Origin of the sequence: Arenibacter catalasegens (assembly GCF_002909235.1) — a bacterium.
Taxonomy (GTDB): domain Bacteria; phylum Bacteroidota; class Bacteroidia; order Flavobacteriales; family Flavobacteriaceae; genus Arenibacter; species Arenibacter catalasegens.
In genome coordinates this window covers 1-23,671 of sequence record NZ_PHQQ01000026.1, presented here as the reverse complement: position 1 = coordinate 23,671, position 23,671 = coordinate 1, and the positions used below count along the sequence as shown (strand labels likewise).

Below are 23,671 nucleotides of genomic sequence, written 5' to 3'. Positions count from 1 at the left end.
AGGGTATTCTTGTTTTATGAGCGTTTAGTGAAACCGCCTAAAAAAAATTACATAAATTATTGCCTTCCCTTGCCCATTTACCATCACATAGTTTATAGGTATCTTAAATCCTACTATCCACATTAATAATAGGATTCTTTTTACCTCCCGCTGCTCTGTCACAACCTATTAGGTAGATATTCTTTTTTCAGGAGTTAAAATTCCCCAAATCGCAAGAACGTATTCCAGTAGTTGTTATTCTAACAATAATACTTGTTCCTTCATTAGAGTTTGTCTTCAAAGTTTTTTAAATTACTGAATTAAAATCATTCAAATTTTTATTAAACATGAAAAAACTAGAGGGACAGGTAGTAATCGTTACAGGCGGGGCAAGAGGAATTGGTGAAGGAGTCTGTAAGGTCTTTTGTAATGAAGGGGCCACCGTAGCCCTATGGGATGTTTTACAAAATGGCCAACAAACCGCAGAGAACATTACAAAGGCCGGTGGCAAAATATTCTATCAAAACGTAGATGTAACTGACCAAGAATCCGTTGACAATGCCGTTACCAAAATTATAAGCGATTATGGAAAAATAGATATCCTGATCAACAACGCGGGAATTATTCGTGACCGTTCTATTTTGAAAATGAGCCGTGAGGAATGGGACCAGGTTATGCGGGTTAATGTAGATTCCCTTTACATCACTGCTAAAGCGGTAGTACCTCATATGAAGGAGGCCAATTATGGGCGGATCATTTCTGCATCTTCCATAAATGCCTTCCAAGGCGCCTTTGGACAAACCAATTATAGCGCAAGTAAGGCTGCAATAGTGGGGTTTACCCACTCCTTATGCAGGGAAGTAGGAAAATACAATATTACCGTTAATGCGGTAGCACCTGGATTTATAAAAACTGAAATGACCGATTCCATGCCGGAAGATGTTATTCAGGCAGGTATTTCCACCATACCAGTGGGTAGAATAGGTACCCCAGAAGATATGGGTAACGCTTATCTCTTCCTGGCCTCCAAAGAAGCTGGGTTTATAAGTGGACACACCTTGCACGCCAATGGTGGTGCCATGCCCGTGTAGTAGAATTGCAAAAGACCTAGGAATCGAGAAGTTCCAGATTCTATTCTTTAATTAAATATATTACACATTTCCCTCCAAAAGCAACCATCATGACAACAAGAATAAAGCAAAAATTCGATTTAAAGGACAAAGTGGCCATTGTTACGGGAGCGAGCAAGGGAATTGGTGAATCAATAGCCAGAGGTCTGGCCGAATATGGTGCAAAGGTCATCGTTAGTTCTCGCAGCCAAGAAGCTGTTGACGACGTTGCCAATAGTTTAAAAACAGATGGATTTGAAGCCAAAGGAATAGCCTGCCATGTTGGTGATGAAAAACAAGTGCAAAATTTAATAGAGCAAACTGTCAAAGCATATGGAGGTATTGACATATTGGTGAACAACGCTGCTACTAATCCGTTTTATGGAACTTTGGACACTATGGACCATATCCTATTTGATAAGATAATGGACATAAATGTTAAGGCTCCCTTCCTATTGGCCAATCATTGTTATCCCATCATGAAAAAAAGAGGAGGCGGAAGTATCATCAATATAGCTTCCGTAGAGGGAATGAAACCAAGTGCTGGATTGGGATTATATAGTGTAAGCAAAGCGGCCGTAATCATGCTGTCCAAATCCCAAGCTGTGGAATGGGGTAAATTTGGAATCCGTTCCAATGCCATCTGCCCAGGCCTGATCAAGACTAAATTTAGTTCGGCCTTATGGCAGAATGAAAAAATATTGGACCAAGTAACCCGTGATTTACCCAGTGGAAGAATGGCACTACCAGATGAAATGGCCGGTTTGGCGTGCTTTTTGGCTTCAGACGCATCTAGTTATTGTACAGGTTCGGTATTTACTGCTGATGGAGGCCATATGATAGCTGGTGGATTCAATTAACAATCGCATAAAACCATGCATTTCAATCAAATAAAAGAATTTTTTCTAGATTTAATACATAAAAAATGGCTGAAGAAAGAGTAATAGACAAGGCATATTCCACAGAAATTCCACATCTATCAGATTTGAATCATTACCTAAATAAGGAGCTGGGATTATCCAATTGGATGACCATAACCCAAGAAATGATCGATACCTTTGCCAGAACGACGGACGACAACCAATGGATACATATAGATCCCGAAAAATCTGCAAAATACTCACCCTACAAAAAAACGGTAGCACATGGCTTTCTAGTCCTATCCTTGGCTTCAAAATTCTGTTATGAAACCTTCAAAGTACAGGACGTTGCCATGGGAGTAAATTACGGTTTGGACAAAGTGCGATTTATGAATGCCACACTAGTAGGTTCCCTATTAAGGGCCCGTGTTTCCTTACTTGAATTTACTCCATTTGAAGGTGGTGGCAAATACAAATTAAAGTTAGTCTTTGAGTTAAAAGGAGAAGAAAAACCGGCCTGTGTTGCCGAATTTATAGCTCAAGTCTATTGTAATCCAAATAGAAAGCAAGAAGATTCCCCAATCAAAAAGGAAACTACCAAGAACATCCAAAAAAACCATAACAATACCGTTCTATTTGAAAAAGAAGGTGACATCGGAATTATAACCCTCAATAGGCCCGAAAGGTACAATGCGGTTACCGATGATGTGGTAAACGGGATTACAGACGCCATTAACCTAATCCGCAAAGATGATGACATCCGTGCCGTAGTAATTACTGGTGCAGGAAAAGGGTTTTGTGCCGGTGCCGATATGGCTGTCTTCGGTCAAATTACCCCTGAAGAAGGCCGTGCCTATATTACTAAAACCTACCTACCTTTAATGCGCACTCTTTTTACACTTCGTAAGCCCATTATTGGAGCAATAAACGGAACTGCTGCAGGTGTAGGGGCTTCTATTGCCTTGGCCTGTGATTTTAGGGTAATGTCTGAAAGCAGTGCCTTATTATATGCCTTTGTAAATATAGGTTTGGGTCCTGACGGTGGAGGAAGCTGGCTTTTGGCCAGACAAGTAGGATATAGTAAAGCCCTGCAGATAGCGGTGGAAGGAAAAAAAGTAAGGGCGCAGGAGTGCTTAAGCCTTGGCCTAACGAATAAATTAGTTGAAAATGATACCGATTTGCTTTCGACCACTAAAACTTGGGCCCATGAATTGGCTAAACGCCCAACCCTAGCAGTAGGTATTACCAAAGAAGATATGTTCTATGCCATGGGCCATGATTTATATGAAACGATAGCTTTTGAGGCAGACAAACAAGTTACCACTTTTGGAAGTCACGATTTTGCAGAAGGTGTAAGTGCTTTTTTGGAAAAACGTCCAGCCAAATTTATTGGCAAATAGTAGTGTTGCAATAGAGATCCAGTGACTACAAATAAAATATCCTAAGCTGGTTTTTCCTGTAGATAGAAGCTTCCAAAAAAAATAAAAGTGCCATGAATTTCGAAGATATAAAAAGCAACATCAGAGTCTTTGTTCAAGAAGAATTGTTTCCCTTGGAACCATGGATTTTAAATTGCAGTTGGGAGGAAAAATTACCAAAACTGAATGAACTTCGCAAAAAAGTAAAAACGCTGGGCCTTTGGCTGCCACAGATTCCTGAAGAATACGGTGGCTTAGGACTTACAAATTCCGAGCACGGAGAAATCAGTGAAATCCTAGGGGCTAGTCCCTATGGACATTACAGCTTTAATTGTCAGGCACCAGACGCTGGCAACATGGAAATATTGATCGAGTTTGGCACCAAGGAACAAAAAGAAAAATACCTTTTCCCACTTTTAGCAGGAGACATTAGAAGTTGTTTTGCCATGACCGAACCCAACTATGCTGGCTCCAATCCGGTAAATATGGGTACAATGGCATATAAAAAAGAAGGCAATTACATTATAAATGGTCATAAATGGTTTACCACTGGCTTTGATGGTGCAGCTTTTGCCATTGTTATGTTGGTCACAAATCCCGATGCTACAGATGCCCACAAAAAAGCTAGTCAGATAATTGTGCCAACAGATGGTGCAGGCGTGAAAATGGTTCGAAACATATCCGTTATGGGCCATTCCGGTAGTGGGTGGGAAAGTCATTCCGAAATTAAATTCCAGGATGTCATAGTCCCACAATCAAATTTACTTGGTGCCGAAGGCGGAGGATTTACCATTGCCCAAAACCGATTAGGTCCAGGACGCATTCACCATTGCATGCGATGGATGGGGATTTGCGAGCGCTCTTTTGATCTAATGTGCAAACGTGCCGTTTCTAGGGAATTGGCCCATGGTAAAACATTGGCAGATAAACAGACCGTTCAAAACTGGATTGCCGAATCCAGGGCCGAAATTAATGCTGCCCGATTGTTGATTCAGGATGCGGCAAAAAAAATTGATACACAAGGGGCCTACAAAACAAGAAAAGAGATATCCGTAATAAAATTCTATTGCGCCAACGTGCTTCAGAATGTAGTAGATCGGGCTATCCAGGTGCATGGAGCCCTAGGCCTTACGGACGATACCATTTTGTCTTTCTATTACAGACACGAACGCGCTGCCCGAATTTATGACGGTGCGGACGAGGTACACAAAAGCAGTTTGGCCAGACAGATTCTGAAAGAATATAGAACATAAGAACCAATAGGTTCAAATAACCTGCTTGGTCTAAAAAAACCAATAACCATGGTGAATACTTGGAACGATAAATCAGCAACCGTCCGCAAAGGTGAAGAATTGCAAATGAATAATTTGCAATCCTATTTAGAGCAATACTTGTCCGTCGATGGGGAATTAAAGATATCCCAATTCCCAAGTGGTTATTCCAACCTGACCTATTTGGTGCAATTCGGCAATATGGAGTATGTTTTGCGAAGACCGCCCATTGGGGCCAATATAAAATCTGGTCACGATATGAAGCGTGAATACGACATTTTAACCGCCTTAAAACCAAATTATGGTAAAGTACCCACTCCAATCCTTTATTGTGAAGATGAAAGCATCCTAGGCTGCCCCTTCTACCTCATGGAACGGGTGGAAGGTGTTATCTTAAGAGCGAAAATGCCTGCTGCTATGCTTCCCGATCCAGAACTAATGCTGGGCATATCAAACAATTTTGTAGATACCTTGGTAGACCTGCACCAGCTGGACATTAAGGAAATTGGCTTGGACGATTTTGGTAAACCTGAAGGGTATATGGAGCGTCAGGTTGATGGTTGGACCAAACGATATTTCAAATCCAAAACCGACCTTGTACCGAAAATTGAAGCAGCTGCAAATTGGTTAGAAGAGAATATGCCAAAAGAACCAAAAAGCTATACCTTGATCCATAACGACTTTAAATATGACAATTTAGTGTTGGACCCTCAAGATTGGACTCAGGTAAAGGCTGTACTGGACTGGGAAATGGCCACGATAGGAAATCCCTTAATGGATTTGGGCACCACTCTGGGTTATTGGGTAAATCCCAACGATCCCGATTTTATGAAAGTATTGAACCTTACACCTACAAATCTGCTTGGAAACCTATCTCGGGAAGAATTGGTTCAGCAATACACGCTTAAAAGTGGACGGGAAGTAAACAATATTGTTTTTTACTATGTTTATGGATTATTCAAAATAGCAGTGATTATTCAACAAATATACTACCGTTACAAAAAAGGGGTTACTCAGGATCCTCGATTTGAAAAACTTATTGACGGAGTCAGGTTATTGGGTGAAATTTCTAACCAAGCCATTACCAAAAATCGACTAGATCATCTATTTTGAACAAAGATTGTTTACACAAATAATTAAAATATTTTTTTTATTACCTTCCATCCCTTATAATCAATAGATAGTTCCATGATCAAACCCAAACCCGCAACAAATCACATTCTTAGAATTCTAATGACCATTTTGTTCGTTGCCTCGTTTTACAGCAATAGCTGGAGCCAAGAAGACTTAGGCAAAACCCCTAATTTCATTATTATCTTTGCGGATGATTTGGGGTATGGGGACCTAGGAACCTATGGCCACCCTACCATTAAAACTCCGCATCTGGATCAAATGGCTGCCGAAGGTCAAAAGTGGACCAATTTTTACGTAGGGGCCAGTGTCTGTACGCCTAGCAGGGCAGCCTTATTAACAGGACGGTTACCCGTAAGAAGCGGAATGGCAAGTGATACAAAAAGAGTGTTGTTTCCAAACTCTAAATATGGTTTACCAAGCTCCGAGATAACCTTGGCAGAGCAACTGAAGAAAGCTGGATATAATTCCGCCTGTATAGGCAAGTGGCATTTAGGACATAAGGAAGAATACCTGCCCACCAACAATGGTTTTGATTATTATTTTGGCATCCCCTACTCCAACGACATGGATTTTGTAGGAGAATGGGCAGAATTCAAAGAGGCCAGAGGAAATTTAGCTACAGAAAATTTTAATGTTCCCTTAATGAGGAATACCGAAATTATTGAAAGACCCGCCAATCAAAATACCATCACGAAAAGATATGCGGAAGAGGCTATAACTTACATCAAAAAAAACAAGAACAACCCTTTCTTTATTTATTTGGCCCACAATCTGCCCCACATACCCCTATTTGCCTCAAAGGACTTTTTGGGCAAAAGTGAAAGGGGAATTTATGGTGATGTGATTGAGGAAATTGATTATGGCATAGGCCAAATAATTGCCACCTTAAAGGAAGAAGGATTGGACAAGAACACCATTGTCGTCTTTACTTCGGACAACGGCCCTTGGCTTTCCTATGGGATTAATGGTGGAAGTGCAGGATTACTAAAGGCCGGCAAAGGTATGACTTGGGAAGGTGGCATGCGCGAACCTTGTATTTTTTGGTCACCAACGAATATTAAACCTGCCGTGGTAACCGAATTGGGCACCACTATGGACCTTTTCTCCACCTTTAGTGCCCTGGCCGGTGTACCAATGCCCAAGGACAGGATTATGGATGGTTTTGACCTAAGTGGCACCTTATTAGGAGGCGAACCATCTCCAAGAGAAGGTGTCTTCTACTATAGGGGAACACAGTTGTATGCGGCCCGACTTGGAGATTACAAAGCGCATTTTATTACGGAGGGTTCCTATGGTCAGTTTGGCAAAAAGGAAGTACATAATCCACCACTATTGTACAATTTAAATGTGGACCCATCGGAAAACTTCGATTTAGGGGCCAGTCATCCAGAAATCATTACCGAAATCAATGCTATGGTAAATGAGCATCAATCGAAAATGGTAAAGGGAAAAGACCAACTGGCAGATATAGAATAAATAGCTGCAGCAAAACTTAGCGATTGCCTTTTGGAGATTAATCAATTGTAGTTTTACGCAGAACTTGGGCAAGCAATTTCTATTGCTCGGGTCTGTTCGCCCGTTTAGCGGCAATTATACTTAAAATCAAAATCTGTGTAGCATGGAATATCATAAGAGGCAGTAATATAATGCCTATGGAAGCCATATTACCAAACAAGATTTTAGAAAAAACGGTACCGTGAACCAAGGATTTTTTGGTCCCACAAAATTGAGCCGTAATTTGATCTTCCGTATTAAATTTCAATTTTTTGGCCACAAAACCTGTTAAATAGAACACTATATAAAACAATACCAGCACAGCAATAAAAAGAACTAATAAATCCTTTAGGGATACTGAACTAAATATGTTTTCATCAAACGACCCTGAAAAACTTTTGTAGATAATGAGTAGGATAATGGATTTGTCAAACAAGCTAAGCCGCTTATTATATTTCTGTGCAAATTCCCCAAGGTAACGCTGAAGTAAAATCCCCAATACTACCGGTAAAATTATTTGTACTATTAGCTTTGTATAAATTTCGGCAAAATCCAAATCTGCCCCAGCATCCTGAACAAAGACTCCCATCCAAAGTGGCGTAATTGCAATACCGATTATACCTGATATACTAGCATTGAAAATTGCGGCCGGGATATTGCCTTTGGCCATAGAGACCATAACCACTGAGGACGAAACTGTGGAGGGTAGAGCTGCTAAAAAAAAGAAGGCCAACCATAGGACCCCATCCTCTTCGCTTCTCAAAAATGGATAAAAAGCCAAAACAATTAGTGGAAAAACAACAAACGTGGTAGCCTGAACTAACAGATGCAGTTTCCAATTTTTTAGCCCTGATTTTATTTTAGAAGGACTCAATTTAAGCCCGTAAAAAAAGAAAATCAAAAAAATACCCATAGCGCTAATCGCATCGATCGGAATTTTACTTTCTTGTGTTCCCCATTCCGGAAAAAAATAAGCTATCCCTATAACAGCTATAATGGATAGGACAAACCCATCAATCTTAATTTTCATTTATCTAAAAATTTTTATTAATCTAAAAATAAGAATACTAAAAAAAATGCATAAATCAACCGCTGCGTTTTCGCATAAAGAATTAATTTATTTAGCGCTCTTTTCATGTTCAATTTTAGTTTTCTTAATGAAAGAGGGATTACTCCTTCAATATTAATCCAAGTCATTTTTTTTAATAAGAATTAACATTTTTCTACTTAAGGAAAATAGCCACTGTAATTGCTCTGTTACCAAGTGAGCCTCTTGAAGATTCCGCTCCGATTGAATGTCCAACTTTGGAAAATCCGCAATGTTCTTAGGTACAAAAGTCGGAAGCTGTTCTTTAGAAATTTTGCCCCCTGGAAGGTCTATGGACGTATCGCCTGATTTCGAATCATTTAGGGCAAAAAGTACTTCCACCAAATTTTTATCAATATTAGAAATAAAGTCTTTGAACTTTAACGACGCTTCAGTGGTAGGATTGTTCTGGATATAGGTGCTAAATGAAGCCAAGGACGATAGAAAACTATGGTTCAACACTACCAATTCATAAATTTTATCCAAATTTCTTTGTTTGGATACAGGTTCCTGTGCCATTCGCTGAAAAGCAGAACTAAGGTTGGAAGTTTCGACAAAAGCGTCTTTGCGCGAAACTTTGTAGTTGGTAGTTACTTTTCCTTTGCGTTCGTAAAAATCGGCAATTTGGACAAGGAATTCCCTATTGGCCCTGACACTATTTTCTATTTGTTGTCTAATTTCCATGAAGCCCCAAGCGGGCCAAATCCACAACATGGCGATAAAAGAAAGTCCGGCACCGATCAAGGTATCCAATAATCTGAATTGTATAACTGTTAATACATCTGGGCGTATAATGGCGTATATAAACACAACGCTCAAAGTTATAAAGGTTGCCCCTGCCCTATAATTCTTTTGTACCATTGAAAAGGCTATAACCAACGATACCACTCCCAATGCACCAAACACATAGGGGTTCTGAATAATAAATACAAAACCCGTTGCTATGGCACAACCTGCAAGAGTTCCAATAATTCTATCCTTTGATCGTGATTTGGTAAGCCCATAACTGGGTCTCATGATTACGATTATAGTTAGAAGTATCCAATAGGGGTTTTGAAAATCGAAGAAAGTGCCCAGTGCATAACCGATCATGACTGTAACCGCCAACCGCAACGAATGCCTAAAAATGGTAGACTTAAAACTAAGGTTCCTTAGCAAAAGTTTGGGGTCATAATCCTGGTGCACTATAAACTTCTTGGAAGCAGCCTGGTCTACTAAATCAACCGAACCCATATCCGGATTGCCTAGCAGCCATTTTATCTTTTTAAGTTTTTCAAATTGTTTTTCCTGATATTCCAGCAGGTTTTGAAGCATTATAAATCCTTCGTAATCCTTTGCTTCCCCTTCTATTCTAAAAAAAGCTACTTCCTCTTTCACTTTTACAAAACATTCTGCCAATTTAGAATTTCTGGGAAATTTGCTTTGGTCGGATCCCACTTCGGCCATAATACGTAATTGAAGGGACATTTCGAAGATTAGCTTCTGAAAACTCTTTACATATTCAGGGTGGTGGTTAAAAAGCGCATCCATTTTATCATAATTAACCGGGTTGGCGATGGCAGTTTCAAGCATATCCACCAATTCAACAAACACCAATAGACGCTTCGCCTGATAATTAGATCTACCTGAACTTCTACGTGAAAGAAGTAAAATTTCCCTCAGGGTTTCATGATGCTCAATTAGCTTACTTTGTATTTCGTATAATTTGGATTGCAATTCATTTCGGTCCGCATGTGGACCAACCAAATTACCACGGGTTTCAAGAAATTCAGCAGTGAGGGCAAAAGTTTCACCAAAAAGTTCTTCAGTCTGCGCTTTTGGATTTATACGGTACCAAAGTGTTGCCAACAACAAATACCAAAGTCCGCCTACACCTACCAAAAGGGCATATTCATAAATTTCCAATTCTTGGGAATCATGGGCGAAACTCAACACCAAGGCCAACAATCCCGAAAAACTAATGAGGGAGGCCCTAAACCCATAAACCGAAATAAACGCAATAGCAAAGGTCAATATCCCTAAAATAGGGGGCAGAAACCAAGTCTCTAACTTTAAATACCCTCCAATAAAGCTCACCAACATAACCAATACTGCGGAAAACAGGATTCCAAACTTTTTGTGACGGTAACTTCCACTGACATCACTTGGTGAACTCCAAAAAGCCCCTAAGCAAAGTGCCAGTCCAATTTCAAAATGCCCAAGTCCAATGCCCACTACGATCGGTAGGGTAACGGCAATACCAATGAGGATGGCCTTTGAAAAATTAGAACTTTTCAAGAACTGCAACAGTTCCTTACTATTTTCAGTAATGGTTAATGCAATTGATTTCAAAATATAATTATTCAGCCTTAAAGATACGATTTGGCCCAATGACACCAAATTTTCAAACTCCGTATACTTGTGGCCCAGACCTCGATTTTTGTCATAATTATCTCCCCCCCAATTAATTCAGGCTATATGGAGTTTCTTTTAAAACTTTGAAATGAGCCATAAAAGGAATACTTTCGGATAATCATCAATGGAATAAATGAATCTTGTTAAAAACGTCTTTAGTATAAAGGACCTTGAAAATCTTTCCGGGATAAAGGCCCATACTATCAGGATATGGGAAAAACGATATAATCTTTTTCAGCCGAATAGGACAGACACTAACATAAGGTATTATGATGTTGAAAATGTGCAGAAACTTTTGAATATTACCTACCTCTACAATAACGGTTATAAAATTTCCAAAATTTCAGAATTAGATCCAAATCAAATCCCAAAACTGATAAAAGATTTAGTTTACTCTCAAAACATTGATGGCCACTTTATGAATTCCTTTAAAATGGCCATGCTAAAGTTTGACCAGGCTCTTTTTTTAAATACCTACAATACCCTTCTAAAAGAAAAGTCGTTTAAAGAAATATTCTATGAATATTTTATTCCATTGTTAAATGAATTGGGGATTTTATGGCAAACAGATACAATAACTCCATCTCAAGAACATTTTATTTCTGGCTTAATTAAACAGAAAATTTTGGTTAATAATGAAGCCCTTCAAATCAAGGCACCTACCAATACTTCCAAAACCTTTGTACTATTTCTTCCAGATAATGAAATTCATGAAATTGGATTGTTATATATAAATTATGAAATTTTGAAGCATGGTTATTATGCCATTTATCTCGGGCAAAGCATTCCCACCACCAGCCTAAGGGATTTACAACAACTGTACGACAATATCGTTTTTATTTCGTATTTTACTATAAAACCCTTTAAAGATGAAATTAACGAATATCTAAAGGACTTCCATGACAATTTGCTTATAGACTTCAAAACTGAGCTTTGGATAATAGGGAAAAAGTTAAAGGAAATCAATATAAAAGAATTACCTAATACCATATTTCCATTTTTCAGTATTGAAGATTTAGTGGATAAACTATAGAAAAAACAGGTGTATTGCCTATTACCTACTATTTTAATCAAGGTTTCATAGTTTGCCTTGCCACTGAAGAATATTCACATGAATTTATAATACACCGCGATAACCTAATTAGCTATTATTATTTGAGAAACCTGCTTTTTAGTTTGTAATTAGATTGCTGTGCCTAAGACGTCCGAATATTCCCAAAACTATAAAGAATTTCCATTTTTATAGTTATGACCTATTTATAATGTATTAATTTTTGTTTAATTATTTTAATAAAAGATTAAACATTTTGTATCTTTCGCAGTACAATATAAACCAAGGAGCATTAGATAACAATTCGGAAGTAGGACATACTTACATTACCTAGGACAATACCAAATTAGGACCTACTCCTTTGCCAAAGTAAACAACCTCAATAATTTTAATCATTTTGCGTATTCGTTTTTCCAATAAAAATTGGGGCATTACCACTGAACTGAATATTTTCAGACTCGATCGACTTTACAAGCTCAATATATACCATGTCAAAAGATAGAATAATCAACATAAAAGCAATAGAAAAATCAGCGGCAACATCTAGGTTAAAAATTCTAGTAACGGGTTCGACCGGTTATATTGGGAAACGTTTAATTCCTATCTTAATCAATGAAGGGCATCATGTGGTCTGTGCGGTCAGGGATAAATTAAGAGTGGATAGTACTCACCTCAATGACGGGAATATCTCTATTGTTGAAGTCGATTTTCTAAAATCGGAAACACTTAAGAACATTCCAACGGATATTGATGTGGCCTATTACCTAATCCACTCCATGTCTAATTCTTCTGATAATTTTGAGCTATTGGAAGCCGCCTGTGCTGCCAACTTCAAAAGGTCTATGGCAAAGACCCAGATAAGACAGGTAATTTATCTCAGTGGGATTACCAATGAAGAACTACTTTCTAAACATTTAAAATCCCGTAAAAATGTAGAAGAAATTTTAGTTTCTAGTTCTTACAACCTTACCGTTTTTAAAGCTGGAATAATCGTTGGATCCGGAAGTTCTTCTTTTGAAATCATTAGGGATTTGGTTGAAAAATTACCCATTATGGTAGCTCCAAAATGGCTCAATACTAGAACTCAACCCATTGCCGTTAGGGATGTTTTGTCTTTTTTGTCAAAAGCTAAGGATAGAATTGAACTTTACAATACCTCCTATGACATTTTTGGCCCAGAAATTTTGACCTATAAGCAAATGCTTCTTGAGTTTGCGCAAATAAGGGGATTGAAACGCTATATCATAACCGTTCCCATTATGACACCTAAACTTTCCTCTTATTGGCTATATTTCGTCACCTCCACTTCCTACAGACTGGCAACCACCCTAGTAGATAGTATGGGGATCCAAATCGTTGGAAGACCTAGTAACATTAATCAGCTTATGGAGGTTAACCCGATACCTTATAATCAGGCTGTACAACTGGCTTTTGAGAAAATTGAACAAAACAGCATAGTATCCAGTTGGAAAGATTCCATGGTAAGCAGTGGTCACTTAAAAGGTAATCTTTATAAATACGTGAATGTTCCCAAGTACGGTTGCTTTAAAGACTACAAGGAACGAAAAATTAAGAATGAGGCGATCACCATCAACAAAATTTGGTCTATCGGAGGAACTACTGGCTGGTATTACGGAAATATTCTTTGGAAATTAAGGGGATATATAGACAAGATGGTAGGCGGTATAGGCCTTCGTCGGGGCAGAACAAATATAACAGAATTGGATGCCGGTGATGCACTTGACTTTTGGCGCGTTATTTTTAGTGATAAAACCGAAAAAAAACTATTGTTATACGCCGAAATGAAACTGCCAGGAGAGGCATGGCTCGAATTCAAGATTGAAAATGGGCTCCTTAAACAAACGGCCACTTTTAGGCCCAAGGGCTTGCCTGGAAGATTGTACTGGTACCTTGTTTATCCGTTTCATGGCTTTATTTTTAATGGTCTTATCAATAAACTTGTTTCTAATCCAAACAAGCCTTAAATAGTTAATACTTATAACGTTATAAGAAAATAGAATTCATTTTTGTTTAATCAATTTTAAAATTCATTAAACATTTTGTAATTTTGAATACTTAGTGTAAAGGATGATTTTAGATACCACATATAAAACTAGGGAGATTGAACACCTAATCAATGATTTGGTAGGTAAGTCATTCAATTTTATCAAAATCTTTAAAATGAATGGCACTGGCTCAAAACAACTTATTATAGAAGAAGCCAGTTCAAATATGGACACTTATCTTAATACCCCTTTCGACGCCACTTTTGTAAATATAGAATTACGTCCGTTGGGTATCCTTGCTAAAATCAACAAGGTTAATAAGAGTTTTACCTGGGTAATTCCATATTACCAATTGGATATTGACCAAGGAAGTTTTCTAAGTATACAGGCTCAGAACCGATACATTAAATTTAGGGATAATCAAATATTTCAAGATAGTAAAGCATTCTTTGATAAGCTGTTGGAACAAAAATATGGCTATGAAACAAATTATGGTACATCAAATTATGACCAATTTACAGGAAGAATAATATAGATTATATCTTTATTAAGCCTGTGAAATCTTACACCATTCAATTATTGCTCAGTTGAATACAGCCACGGCTGGCACTTAAAAGTGTACAGCGCCAACTGAAACCTTAAAATGAGGAAACAAAGCCCTTTGGGCACTATATATTACAAGTAGTAATACGTAAAGTCGAAAACGCACAAGCACAAGTAATTAGGCAGCTAATGTAGCATGCGGTTTTCAAGAGCTAACATTACGGCGCAATCCCGATTAAATGCCTATAAACAATAACAATTCAAAACAGGCTATTAACATGGAAATTATTAATCAAGCATTAGAATTTGAACAAAGAAAACTAAAATCGCTTTCAACTAGCGACAGAATTGAAATTTCTAGAGAAGCAAAATCCTTGATCCTCAGCTTAAATGAAATTTATAGGCTGACCAAGGACAATAATATTATGGATATAATGAAACGCTTAACCGTCATTAAACGAAAAGTAGAAAAAAGGTTAAAAGGCAAACCCCTGGTTACCAACATATAGTATAATCAAAAATGAAAACAATAGTCATTATTGGAGGTAGCAAAGGAATAGGTAATGCAATTGTTAGAACTTTGATTGATTCCCATAAAATAATCAATATTAGTAGGTCATCGCCAGAACAAATCCACGCTAATTTAACTCATTTTAATTGTGATGTCCTCAGGGACGAGTTGCCAGAAATTACAGCTATGGATGCCTTGGTATATTGTCCTGGAAGTATCAATTTAAAACCTATTGCACGATTAAGTTTAAAGGACTTTAGGGATGACTTTGAAATAAATGTTATTGGCGCTGTAAAGGTTATTCAAAAGTATTTGGACGTGTTAAAAAAAAGCGAAATGCCCTCGGTATTACTCTTTAGTACGGTAGCTTCTAAATTAGGCATGCCTTACCACGCCAGTATCGCCACGGCCAAATCTGGTGTTGAGGGTTTAGTAAAATCCCTGGGTGCAGAATTGGCACCAACAATACGCATAAATGCCATTGCCCCAACAGTTACAGATACCCAATTGGCCTCAAAGCTTCTGCGCAATGATAAGATGATCGAAAACATAAAAGAGCGTCATCCATTAAAGAAATTCCTAGACCCTATGGAAGTTGCAGGAATGGCGGAATATTTATTATCGGACAAAGCCACTTCTATCTCGGGGCAAATCTTTGAAATGGACTGTGGAATTGTAACTTTTAAGATCTAGACATACTGTCTCAGTCCAAATTATTGGCCAACTTCCCTCAAAATAGATATAATTAGTGCAGTTGAACTTAACCCCTAACTGTTGTTATTTTCCTTTTTATATATTCATGGCCTTAAAAGTTATTTTAAAACCAAAATTACCTTCATAACGATTTTCCAATTCATTAAAGTTTATTATATCCACAAGAAAAATGGGAAATGATGCACTAAAAAAATATCCAAAAATACCCTATCTTTAACACTGACTGTCTGATAATTACATAATTAATTCGGAATAGATGAAGTGTTCTTTACTTTTGGCATTACTTTTTTTATTCTTAGTAGGACATACCCAAAACCATCCAGGAACAAAACTAAAGATTAAAAAATTCCATGGCGAAATTGTGTTGGATGGCGTCTTGGACGAAACTGCTTGGAAGGAGGCCGACGTAGCCGACAATTGGTATCAAAACTTTCCTGTTGATAGTTTACCATCTCCTTTTCAAACGGAAGGGCGCATGACCTATAACGATGAATTTCTATATGTATCATTTGTCTGTTATGATGATGACACGCCAGATGTTGTAAGTACACTTCGAAGGGATTTCAAGTATTCCATAAACGACAATGTATCCTTTATTTTTGGGCCTTACAACGACAGACTTAACGGGTATTTTTTTAACGTTACCGCCATTGGGGCACAAAGGGAAGGCACTGTTTCCAGTGGAGGAAATGGTGAAAATGCCTTCAATATATACTGGGACAACAAGTGGTATTCCAAGGTAGTTCGTTACAAGGATAAGTGGATTGCCGAATTGGCAATCCCATTTAAAAGTTTTAAGTATAAGAGCGATGTTAAGGAGTGGAACGTCACCTTTGACAGGCTGGATAAAAAACGAAATATTAAGTCGGCCTGGGTCCGTACACCCAGACAGTTCTATACGGGCACCTTTGCCTATGCCGGTCAGCTAGTATGGGAAGATCCAATTCCCAAGGCCAGTACCAACATTTCTATCATACCATATATATCAGGTGGGGCATTCCAAGATAGGGAGCTGGATCCTATTGAATCCTCTTCAGAACTACAGACCGGTTTCGATGCCAAGATTGGCATTACACCCTCTATGAATTTAGACCTCACCGTAAACCCAGATTTCTCGCAGATAGAAGTTGATGAACAAATACTTAATCTCTCCAGGTTTGAATTTCGGTTCCCCGAACGAAGACAATTCTTCTTGGAAAATAGCGATCTTTTTGACAATGCTGGTTTTGATTCTGCCAGACCATTTTTCTCCAGACGCATAGGCATCATACAGGATACCTCCGGAATTTCCCAAAAAGTACCCATAATGTACGGGGCCAGACTCAGTGGTACAATAAATGAAAAATGGCGCTTAGGGGTCATGAATATGCAGACAAAGAAAATGTTGGAATTGGGACTACCTGCCCAAAACTACACTGTGGCAACAGTACAAAGAATGTTTCATGAACAATCCAGTTTTTCTATGACCCTTGTGAACAAGCAAAGTTTAGGGGTTACCCAAAGTGATTCCTTAAGATATTACCATCCGAGTATTTTTGGGAGACCTGCTATGGAAGGTCAGCTTAGGCCAAACACATACAATAGGGTCATAGATGCCGACCTTGTGCTAAGAAGTAAAGATAATAGATGGTACCACAGTTCCTTTTTAGCTCAATCCTTTGATGATAGAAATAAGGCAAAGACCATGTCAGGTTCAGCATTTTTTCAGTATTCCGATCGTAGTCTCTTAGCTAATTTGGGGACCTTTTTTGTTAATGAAAACTTTAATGCCGAAGTTGGCTATGTACCGGGAAGTATGGTATATCCAGGACAAATGGGTTATTATTCCGAGCTGACTTATAAATTATACCCAGAGAACAATAGTTTGTTATATTCAGGGCCCCAAGCTGGAATAAATGACACCTATTTACCTGACGGCACCATGGTGGACAGGGAATATTCTATAGGATATGCATTTGAGTTTAAAAACTCATCTAACCTAAGCTTGGATTTCGGACATGTTTTTCAACAACTAACTTTTGATTTCAATCCAGTGAACGATGCGGAGGCCCGAAAATTTTTGAATGGAGAGGAATATAGGTGGAATACTATTTCTACCACTTTTCAAAGCAATACTACAAGGAAAATGAATTTCCTTGTGAATTCTACGTATGGTGGATTTTACAATGGCACCAATCTAAATATAGCTGGACAACTCGATATGCGCTTTCAGCCCTATGTAAATATTGCTATGCGTTTTGATTATAATAATGTAAAACTGGACGAAGACTATGGAAGTGCAGAGTTAATACTTTTAGGTCCAAAGTTGGATGTTACTTTTACCGATAAACTCTTTTTTACCGGTTATTATCAGTATAATAATTTAACGGACAATATGAACTTGAATGCTAGGTTTCAATGGCGATATAAACCAGCTTCGGATTTCTATATAGTTTATACGGAAAATTATTTTCCTGCCAATTTTGCGAGCAAGAATAGGGCTTTGGTTTTTAAACTTACCTACTGGTTCAATCTATAACCAATCCCAAATGCCCTGCAAAAGGGCGAAAAAATAATCTTACCCATTACGAAAAGGAATTGCCTAGGTGTAATGCAGTTTATCAATTCACAGCTAAGATGGGCTTCATAAGTTGCTCCCAGTTCAATTTTACTTATTTTTTTGTAAAAATGTGATGTTGCGTCGCTGTAAAATAATCACGAAAAATTTGGTTCAACTGATGGTTATTCCTACTTGCTATTACTCCTAAATGAGGAAAAATTTCTATGATACTCCTGGAAATACTTTTCACGGAATTTGCGGCTTCATTGTGTATCAGTTCAATGTACTCCGTTTTAAAAACCATTCCGTCATCAATAGATTTCTCAATCTCCGCAGCGTAAGTAAAAATATTGTGATTGGCAGTCTCAATAACACCCTTCAACTCAATCGTTTTCACATCTGACACACTTAGGACAGCTTCTTCCAAAAAATGTTCGGCCATTCCAATATAGTTTATCCATAGTGTTACATCGGCAAATAGACCAAATGGAATCTTAAAAATAGAATGAGGTAAATAATTCTCGCTATACAGAAAGCTACAAGATTTATGAACCAATCGATCCTTCACTTCAAAAGAATGGGTAGCTGACGCTTTAAGTCCCATTGTATTCCAATCCTTAATAATCTGGACCTCATCTTTCGGAATAACAAATGACCTCACTTTTGGTGAACCATCATCATTTATCAATTTAATTCCGTTTTCTATAATTTCGGCATTTAGAGTAAAATGTGTAAGATAAGGAGCTCCGGTAGCATAGCCCCATTTACCGGATATGCTATAATAATCATCACATATTACAGCAGTTCCAGAAACACCTCCACTTCCTCCCAAACAAACAGGAACTTTGGAATTTATAAAAATCTCACGGGCTTTACTCTCCTCAAAGTTTCCAATAAAATAGTTGGCACCACTGCACAGTGTAACCGTCCAGCCAAGGCTGGCATCGATCCTAGCCAATTCCTTCAGCTTATGAAGTCCGTAGGCAAGGGACAGCTCCAATCCCCCATAAGTTTTAGGGACCCATATACTCCATAAGTTTTCTTTGCCTATCCAATCCAAAACTTCCTTAGAAAATATTTCTACTCCTGAACAAAGTCTCCTAAGCTCTTGCTGTTTGTCTATTTGTATCATGCATAATTATTTTTCTCCATTTAAAATATCCTGAGGTCCCCACTATAAACAAGAAAATGGTAAGTCCGCCATATATATAAAGCTCTTTGTAGAAGAGAAGTGGAATGGCAATGACATTGCTAATATTTAGGTAGATCCAATTTTCCATCTTTCTTTTGGCCATGAGCCACATCCCGGCCCATGCAAAGGCGCTTACGGCTGCATCCCAGACGGGAACATCTGTATTAGTGTAAAATACCAGCCAGTAGCACATAAGTGCGAAACAAAGCACTACAATTCCAATTGCCGTAATTCGTTCCGAGGTGTTGGCATAAGAAATTGGTGTTTCTTCTTTTTGTATACCGAATTTCCAATAAAACCAACCATAGACACTCATAACCAGATAATAAAGGTGGAGTATAATATCTCCATACAGTTTTGACTGATAAAGTACCCAGATACCGATTAGAATTGAAGCAATCCCAAATAAATAATTATGGATATTGTTATTCCGTGCCAACAGAACCTGTGTTACGCCTAAAACAGTTCCCAAGGTTTGCAACAAGGTAAGATGCGTAAAAAAATTCTCCATCGATTCCCATACTTAAGTTAATGAAATGGAAAGATGAAGATAGTATCGATTAGCTAGATTGCTTCCTCGAATTAAAATCCCTACGCCGGCATTATCCGGATCAGGTTCAGAGTTAAAACCCCTGGGTATCATCTCAGCCCGCCCATATTGCAAGCACCCCATTTCAATAACAAAACTAAACCTAATTTGTGATTTGATATTCATATTAGAGCAATTAATTTTAAAAAACCGCTGTAGAAGAAAATCCAACTATAAAAACAGCTGTAGAAGTTGATATGCCAAGGCCAGTAAATTAAGGTTACTTAGGTCTTAATCCTTTTTCACCAAGGTATTTAATACCAAGGCTGAGATAATCATAAATAATCCAATAAAGCTATAAATAGAGTAGGCTTCATTGAACCATAAAACACCGATTAAAATAGTGAAAATCACCTCAATGTACTTTAAAGGAGCTACAAGATTTGTTTTTGCTATTTGAAATGCCTTGGTCATATATAATTGCCCCATAAAACCAAAAACACCTAGAATAAGTAAAAATGCCCATTCATATCCTGTGGGCTGTACCCATACGGTTATCGCCAAAAGTCCCCCAATAACAGTACCTACGAACATAAAATAATTTACAACGACCGCAGGGTGGTCTGCCACTCCTATTTTTCTAATAACTACATATACCATTCCACTAAAAACGGAGGCAGTTAAGATTAAAGTTAGTCCTGTAGAATTGATATTGCCATCAAATCCTTTTAAAACCAGTACCCCTGCAAAAGCAGTTAGAAAAAAAAGCCATTGAATTTTTTTTAATTTTTCCTTTAACACGAAAACGGCAAAAATAGCTGCAAAAATAGGGGCCACATAACGTAAGGAAACAGCTGTACCCACGTGTAGGTGTTTTAAGGAAAGAAAAAACAAACTCATAGCCGTTAAACCTAGAATAGCTCTTAACAACATTAATCTCCGTTTGTTACCCAATATCGGAATCCCTTTGACCAAAATAAAGGTTGTTGCCAATACAAAGGAGCCAAAACACCTGAAAAATACAATCTGAAATGTCGGGATACGGGCCAAATATTTTACGGAAACATTCATCAAGGCAAATGAAAAGGTGCTGATGACCATAAAAAGCACTGCTTTTTTAAAATCTAATCCGGATGGTTTACTCCATTTAATATTCAACAAAATAGTGCTATTGTTTGACCAATATCTAAGTGCATTGGATTAAAAGCACAAAGGTATGAATACCTCCCCTTTACTTAAGACAATAGCCGTATTAATTCTAAGATTCAATGATTTTAGAATTCCGTATTGCCTGAAGTCTGTAAACCTGACAGGGCAGCGAAATTACTTCACAGCGTCGAGAGCTGCTGGTTTTTTATTTTCCTTTGACCAGATGATTTCAATTTCAAATTTGCTTCTGTTAAATTAACAAATGGGTTGTCCGTTTTTGACATCTTGTTGTCCGTTGCCAGCCTAAATTCTAGGATACATTTGTATTATAAAACATTAACAATGGAAAAAAACATAGCTATTCTAATGGCAGATTTATCGGGATATTCCGCACTTACGGAAACCCATGGTGCCACCTCTGCTGCTGATTTAATTGACAAATATATACGTATCGCAGAAAATTGCCTAGTTGGCGATAGCAAAATGCACCAACGCACAGGGGATGAAATAATGTTCGTCTCCGACTATCCTGACTTTTTACTTGCCACTGCTCTTAATTTAGAGGCCAACACAACAAATGAAGAAAATTTTCTTCAGATACATGGGGGCTTACATTTTGGTAAAGTTTTGAACCGGACGGATAGTTATTTTGGATCAACTGTTAATCTGGCGTCCAGAATTGCCGCTAAAGCCCTGGCAGGTACCTTTTGGTGTTCTGATGACTTTGTAAAATCATTAACGAATAAATCTATTTGTGCATTTAAATCGAAAGGCAGTCATCTATTTAAAAATATTAATGGCCAAAAAGAAATATATGAAGTAAGTATCGAAAAAACAACGACCACTCTTGTCGACCCCATTTGCCGTATGTTGATCGTCAACCCTCAATATGCAATCCATCATCCAAATGAAAACGAACTCTATTTTTGTTCTACACAATGTCTCGAAGAATATAATAAGAACCACAATAGTGTTCATTATACAGAAATGCTAGATCAATCTGAAAATCAGCTAATTCTTAATTAAATCTATTTAAAAAACAAACACTATGATACCAATCACTATTGGAATTTCCTCTGGACTCCTCATTATTTTACTGTTTAGCATAGTAAAGCATTTGGACAAAAAAATAGTCTATGGGCTTATCCTATCCGGAATTGGATTTCTCTATGTAGGTTTTGTCTGGACAGATATACAGGCTTTGGTGGTAAATGCCTTCCAAGCAGTTTTGTTCCTGTTTTTGGCCTATTATGGCATTAAAAAGGGTGTTCATATACTTGCTATGGGTTATTTTCTACATGGATGTTGGGATGTTGCCTATAATCTTTTTTCAGACCCAGGATTGATTCCTCCAAACTATGATATGTTTTGCTCATCACTTGATTTTACTGTTAGTGCTTATATTTTAGCCTTCAACAACCAGTTTACAATAAAAAGATTTAACCAATAAATAGGTATTATGATTACTGCCACACTACTTATTAAAAATATGGTCTGCAACCGCTGTATACTTGCTGTCGAGAATATTTTAAAAAATAATATAATCCCTTTTCAAAAAGTCAGTATTGGGGAAATAAGGTTAATGATAGCGCCTTCAACAAAGGAAAAAGAGCAGCTGAATGAAGAACTCAAAGCACTAGGCTTCGAAATTATTGATAATAATACCGGGCGGCTTATTGAGAAAATTAAAAACCTCGTAATTAAAAGGGCTCGTAATGAAGTGGATGAAAAAGCCATAAAAATAAATTTGTCCACTTACCTCTCCGAGAACGTTCATCATGAGTATACATACTTGAGTAGTTTATTCTCATTGGTTGAAGGAAGAACAATTGAGAATTATTTTATTGAACAGCGCATTGAAAAAGCGAAAGAGTTGCTGACCTATGACCAAATGACATTATCTCAAATTGCCTATGAACTAAATTATTGTGGAGCAGCCCATCTATCAAAACAGTTTAAAAATATTACTGGTTTAACTCCCACTTTTTTTAAGGGAATGGGTATTGCCCACCGTTTCCCTATTGACAAGATTTAACCCAAAACTATACAATCAATTCCCAAAGAAGTATAACAAATACATCCTTGCAAAGGCTACTTTTACTTCATTAAAAAACAATAAAAAACATAATTATGAAATCAACAATAGTGAGCAATAGCTCTCAAAAAACAGACAATGTAAAATGCGGGAATCCAAATTGTAAATGTGTTAATTGCAATTGCGGTTCAACATGTACATCTGCAAATTGCATTTAGACAACTCTTGATTAAATTTTAAAGGCCGTTCACTAGTGGACGGCTTTTTTTGTCTAAATAGATATGGATATCCTTTGGTATATCAAATTGGGTTTCTGGCAATCAAACATAACTGTGGGAAATTAACACTTTTAGAATTCATTTTTTTACTCGTCCGTTTTTGACACAAAGTTGTCTTTAAAGGTGCTAAAAGCCCGGATATCTTTGTATTCCACTTTAACAATTAAAAATAAAATGATGACAAGCAAAACTGTTTTAATTAAAAAACTAAATTCAACTACAAGTATAATATTTCTTGTGTTTTTGTTCGGCTTGGATACTTCGGACCAAATTGCGCCAGGCGTTTCGGTTTCATTGCGCCAGTGATTTCGGTTCAAACTGCGCCACTTCCCTGAGGGATTTCGGTTCGTTTTGCGCCACTTTGAAGGATCGAGCAAT

At 37.6% G+C, this 23,671-nt stretch carries 21 protein-coding genes and 1 riboswitch; of the genes, 15 read left to right on the top strand and 6 right to left on the bottom strand.

The window, feature by feature from the left end:
• Window positions 1–326 precede the first annotated feature (326 nt).
• The 6 genes from CWD90_RS18035 (at window position 327) to CWD90_RS18010 (ending at window position 7,247) form a co-directional block, all read left to right on the top strand.
• The gene (locus tag CWD90_RS18035) at window positions 327–1,070 is read left to right on the top strand and encodes an SDR family NAD(P)-dependent oxidoreductase (RefSeq protein WP_103477469.1); all 744 of its coding nucleotides are present in this window, start codon (window positions 327–329) and stop codon (window positions 1,068–1,070) included.
• Between the two features lie 89 nt (window positions 1,071–1,159).
• Window positions 1,160–1,948 carry a glucose 1-dehydrogenase gene (locus tag CWD90_RS18030; protein ID WP_103477468.1) on the top strand — a complete coding sequence of 263 codons (789 nt, stop codon included), beginning with the start codon at window positions 1,160–1,162 and terminating at the stop codon, window positions 1,946–1,948.
• Window positions 1,949–2,013: 65 nt separating this feature from the next.
• Window positions 2,014–3,348: an enoyl-CoA hydratase-related protein gene (locus CWD90_RS18025; protein ID WP_103477467.1), complete on the top strand. Its 1,335-nt coding sequence runs from the start codon at window positions 2,014–2,016 to the stop codon at window positions 3,346–3,348.
• A 92-nt stretch (window positions 3,349–3,440) separates the two neighbouring features.
• Window positions 3,441–4,619 carry an acyl-CoA dehydrogenase family protein gene (locus tag CWD90_RS18020; RefSeq protein WP_103477466.1) on the top strand — a complete coding sequence of 393 codons (1,179 nt, stop codon included), beginning with the start codon at window positions 3,441–3,443 and terminating at the stop codon, window positions 4,617–4,619.
• Between the two features lie 48 nt (window positions 4,620–4,667).
• Window positions 4,668–5,750 (top strand): phosphotransferase family protein, encoded by a 1,083-nt coding sequence (locus tag CWD90_RS18015; protein ID WP_103477465.1) that lies wholly within the window; start codon window positions 4,668–4,670, stop codon window positions 5,748–5,750.
• Window positions 5,751–5,825: 75 nt separating this feature from the next.
• The gene (locus CWD90_RS18010; protein WP_103477464.1) at window positions 5,826–7,247 is read left to right on the top strand and encodes a sulfatase family protein; all 1,422 of its coding nucleotides are present in this window, start codon (window positions 5,826–5,828) and stop codon (window positions 7,245–7,247) included.
• 79 nt (window positions 7,248–7,326) lie between these two features.
• Here the strand turns inward: CWD90_RS18010 and CWD90_RS18005 are convergent, their stop codons facing one another.
• Window positions 7,327–8,295 carry a bile acid:sodium symporter family protein gene (locus CWD90_RS18005; protein WP_103477463.1) on the bottom strand — a complete coding sequence of 323 codons (969 nt, stop codon included), beginning with the start codon at window positions 8,293–8,295 and terminating at the stop codon, window positions 7,327–7,329.
• A gap of 153 nt (window positions 8,296–8,448) precedes the next feature.
• The gene (locus tag CWD90_RS18000; RefSeq protein ID WP_103477531.1) at window positions 8,449–10,683 is read right to left on the bottom strand and encodes an FUSC family protein; all 2,235 of its coding nucleotides are present in this window, start codon (window positions 10,681–10,683) and stop codon (window positions 8,449–8,451) included.
• A gap of 196 nt (window positions 10,684–10,879) precedes the next feature.
• Here CWD90_RS18000 and CWD90_RS17995 point away from each other — a divergent pair, with 196 nt between their 5' ends.
• The 6 genes from CWD90_RS17995 (at window position 10,880) to CWD90_RS17970 (ending at window position 18,089) form a co-directional block, all read left to right on the top strand.
• A complete protein-coding gene (locus CWD90_RS17995) occupies window positions 10,880–11,779 on the top strand; it encodes a MerR family transcriptional regulator (protein WP_103477462.1) in 900 nt (299 codons plus the stop codon).
• A 506-nt stretch (window positions 11,780–12,285) separates the two neighbouring features.
• Window positions 12,286–13,782, top strand: coding sequence for an SDR family oxidoreductase (locus CWD90_RS17990; RefSeq protein ID WP_103477461.1), 1,497 nt, complete (start codon window positions 12,286–12,288; stop codon window positions 13,780–13,782).
• Window positions 13,783–13,885: 103 nt separating this feature from the next.
• Entirely contained in the window at window positions 13,886–14,338 is a 453-nt protein-coding gene (locus CWD90_RS17985; protein WP_103477460.1) for a hypothetical protein, read from the top strand.
• A 286-nt stretch (window positions 14,339–14,624) separates the two neighbouring features.
• Complete coding sequence (locus tag CWD90_RS17980) at window positions 14,625–14,855, top strand: hypothetical protein (RefSeq protein ID WP_103477530.1); 231 nt, start codon at window positions 14,625–14,627, stop codon at window positions 14,853–14,855.
• Between the two features lie 11 nt (window positions 14,856–14,866).
• Window positions 14,867–15,550, top strand: coding sequence for an SDR family NAD(P)-dependent oxidoreductase (locus CWD90_RS17975; RefSeq protein WP_103477459.1), 684 nt, complete (start codon window positions 14,867–14,869; stop codon window positions 15,548–15,550).
• Between the two features lie 277 nt (window positions 15,551–15,827).
• The gene (locus CWD90_RS17970; protein ID WP_103477458.1) at window positions 15,828–18,089 is read left to right on the top strand and encodes a carbohydrate binding family 9 domain-containing protein; all 2,262 of its coding nucleotides are present in this window, start codon (window positions 15,828–15,830) and stop codon (window positions 18,087–18,089) included.
• A 133-nt stretch (window positions 18,090–18,222) separates the two neighbouring features.
• Here CWD90_RS17970 and CWD90_RS17965 read toward each other — a convergent pair whose 3' ends face one another.
• From CWD90_RS17965 to CWD90_RS17955, 3 genes are all read right to left on the bottom strand, one after another.
• Window positions 18,223–19,242, bottom strand: coding sequence for an acyl-CoA dehydrogenase family protein (locus CWD90_RS17965; RefSeq protein WP_103477457.1), 1,020 nt, complete (start codon window positions 19,240–19,242; stop codon window positions 18,223–18,225).
• Window positions 19,211–19,813 (bottom strand): nicotinamide riboside transporter PnuC, encoded by a 603-nt coding sequence (pnuC, locus tag CWD90_RS17960; RefSeq protein ID WP_103477456.1) that lies wholly within the window; start codon window positions 19,811–19,813, stop codon window positions 19,211–19,213. Before pnuC ends, CWD90_RS17965 begins: the two co-directional genes overlap by 32 nt.
• 60 nt (window positions 19,814–19,873) lie before the next feature.
• Window positions 19,874–19,984, bottom strand: a riboswitch (TPP riboswitch).
• Between the two features lie 138 nt (window positions 19,985–20,122).
• The gene (locus tag CWD90_RS17955) at window positions 20,123–20,992 is read right to left on the bottom strand and encodes a DMT family transporter (protein WP_262494962.1); all 870 of its coding nucleotides are present in this window, start codon (window positions 20,990–20,992) and stop codon (window positions 20,123–20,125) included.
• A 330-nt stretch (window positions 20,993–21,322) separates the two neighbouring features.
• Between CWD90_RS17955 and CWD90_RS17950 the strand changes: the two genes are divergently transcribed.
• From CWD90_RS17950 to CWD90_RS17940, 3 genes are read left to right on the top strand one after another with little or no spacing between them, the layout of a single operon-like run.
• Entirely contained in the window at window positions 21,323–22,006 is a 684-nt protein-coding gene (locus CWD90_RS17950) for an adenylate/guanylate cyclase domain-containing protein (RefSeq protein ID WP_103477455.1), read from the top strand.
• A gap of 22 nt (window positions 22,007–22,028) precedes the next feature.
• Window positions 22,029–22,430, top strand: coding sequence for a DUF6010 family protein (locus CWD90_RS17945; protein ID WP_103477454.1), 402 nt, complete (start codon window positions 22,029–22,031; stop codon window positions 22,428–22,430).
• A 9-nt stretch (window positions 22,431–22,439) separates the two neighbouring features.
• On the top strand, window positions 22,440–23,015 hold the full coding sequence (locus tag CWD90_RS17940) for a helix-turn-helix domain-containing protein (RefSeq protein WP_103477453.1): 576 nt from the start codon (window positions 22,440–22,442) through the stop codon (window positions 23,013–23,015).
• 364 nt (window positions 23,016–23,379) lie between these two features.
• Here the strand turns inward: CWD90_RS17940 and CWD90_RS23305 are convergent.
• The coding region (locus tag CWD90_RS23305; RefSeq protein WP_205161267.1) for a hypothetical protein at window positions 23,380–23,671 on the bottom strand (292 nt) is incomplete at its 5' end.

Bases quoted from the DNA above. Each gene is read 5' to 3' on its own strand.
- CWD90_RS18025 (WP_103477467.1), top strand. From the start codon at position 2,014: ATGGCTGAAGAAAGAGTAATAGACAAGGCATATTCCACAGAAATTCCA.
- CWD90_RS18010 (WP_103477464.1), top strand. From the start codon at position 5,826: ATGATCAAACCCAAACCCGCAACAAATCACATTCTTAGAATTCTAATG.
- CWD90_RS17940 (WP_103477453.1), top strand. From the start codon at position 22,440: ATGATTACTGCCACACTACTTATTAAAAATATGGTCTGCAACCGCTGT.
- CWD90_RS17965 (WP_103477457.1), bottom strand. From the start codon at position 19,242: ATGATACAAATAGACAAACAGCAAGAGCTTAGGAGACTTTGTTCAGGA.
- CWD90_RS17995 (WP_103477462.1), top strand. From the start codon at position 10,880: ATGAATCTTGTTAAAAACGTCTTTAGTATAAAGGACCTTGAAAATCTT.
- CWD90_RS17950 (WP_103477455.1), top strand. From the start codon at position 21,323: ATGGAAAAAAACATAGCTATTCTAATGGCAGATTTATCGGGATATTCC.
- CWD90_RS18005 (WP_103477463.1), bottom strand. From the start codon at position 8,295: ATGAAAATTAAGATTGATGGGTTTGTCCTATCCATTATAGCTGTTATA.
- CWD90_RS18015 (WP_103477465.1), top strand. From the start codon at position 4,668: ATGGTGAATACTTGGAACGATAAATCAGCAACCGTCCGCAAAGGTGAA.
- CWD90_RS18030 (WP_103477468.1), top strand. From the start codon at position 1,160: ATGACAACAAGAATAAAGCAAAAATTCGATTTAAAGGACAAAGTGGCC.
- CWD90_RS17990 (WP_103477461.1), top strand. From the start codon at position 12,286: ATGTCAAAAGATAGAATAATCAACATAAAAGCAATAGAAAAATCAGCG.
- CWD90_RS17985 (WP_103477460.1), top strand. From the start codon at position 13,886: ATGATTTTAGATACCACATATAAAACTAGGGAGATTGAACACCTAATC.
- CWD90_RS17945 (WP_103477454.1), top strand. From the start codon at position 22,029: ATGATACCAATCACTATTGGAATTTCCTCTGGACTCCTCATTATTTTA.
- CWD90_RS17975 (WP_103477459.1), top strand. From the start codon at position 14,867: ATGAAAACAATAGTCATTATTGGAGGTAGCAAAGGAATAGGTAATGCA.
- CWD90_RS18035 (WP_103477469.1), top strand. From the start codon at position 327: ATGAAAAAACTAGAGGGACAGGTAGTAATCGTTACAGGCGGGGCAAGA.
- CWD90_RS18020 (WP_103477466.1), top strand. From the start codon at position 3,441: ATGAATTTCGAAGATATAAAAAGCAACATCAGAGTCTTTGTTCAAGAA.
- pnuC (WP_103477456.1), bottom strand. From the start codon at position 19,813: ATGGAGAATTTTTTTACGCATCTTACCTTGTTGCAAACCTTGGGAACT.
- CWD90_RS17970 (WP_103477458.1), top strand. From the start codon at position 15,828: ATGAAGTGTTCTTTACTTTTGGCATTACTTTTTTTATTCTTAGTAGGA.
- CWD90_RS17980 (WP_103477530.1), top strand. From the start codon at position 14,625: ATGGAAATTATTAATCAAGCATTAGAATTTGAACAAAGAAAACTAAAA.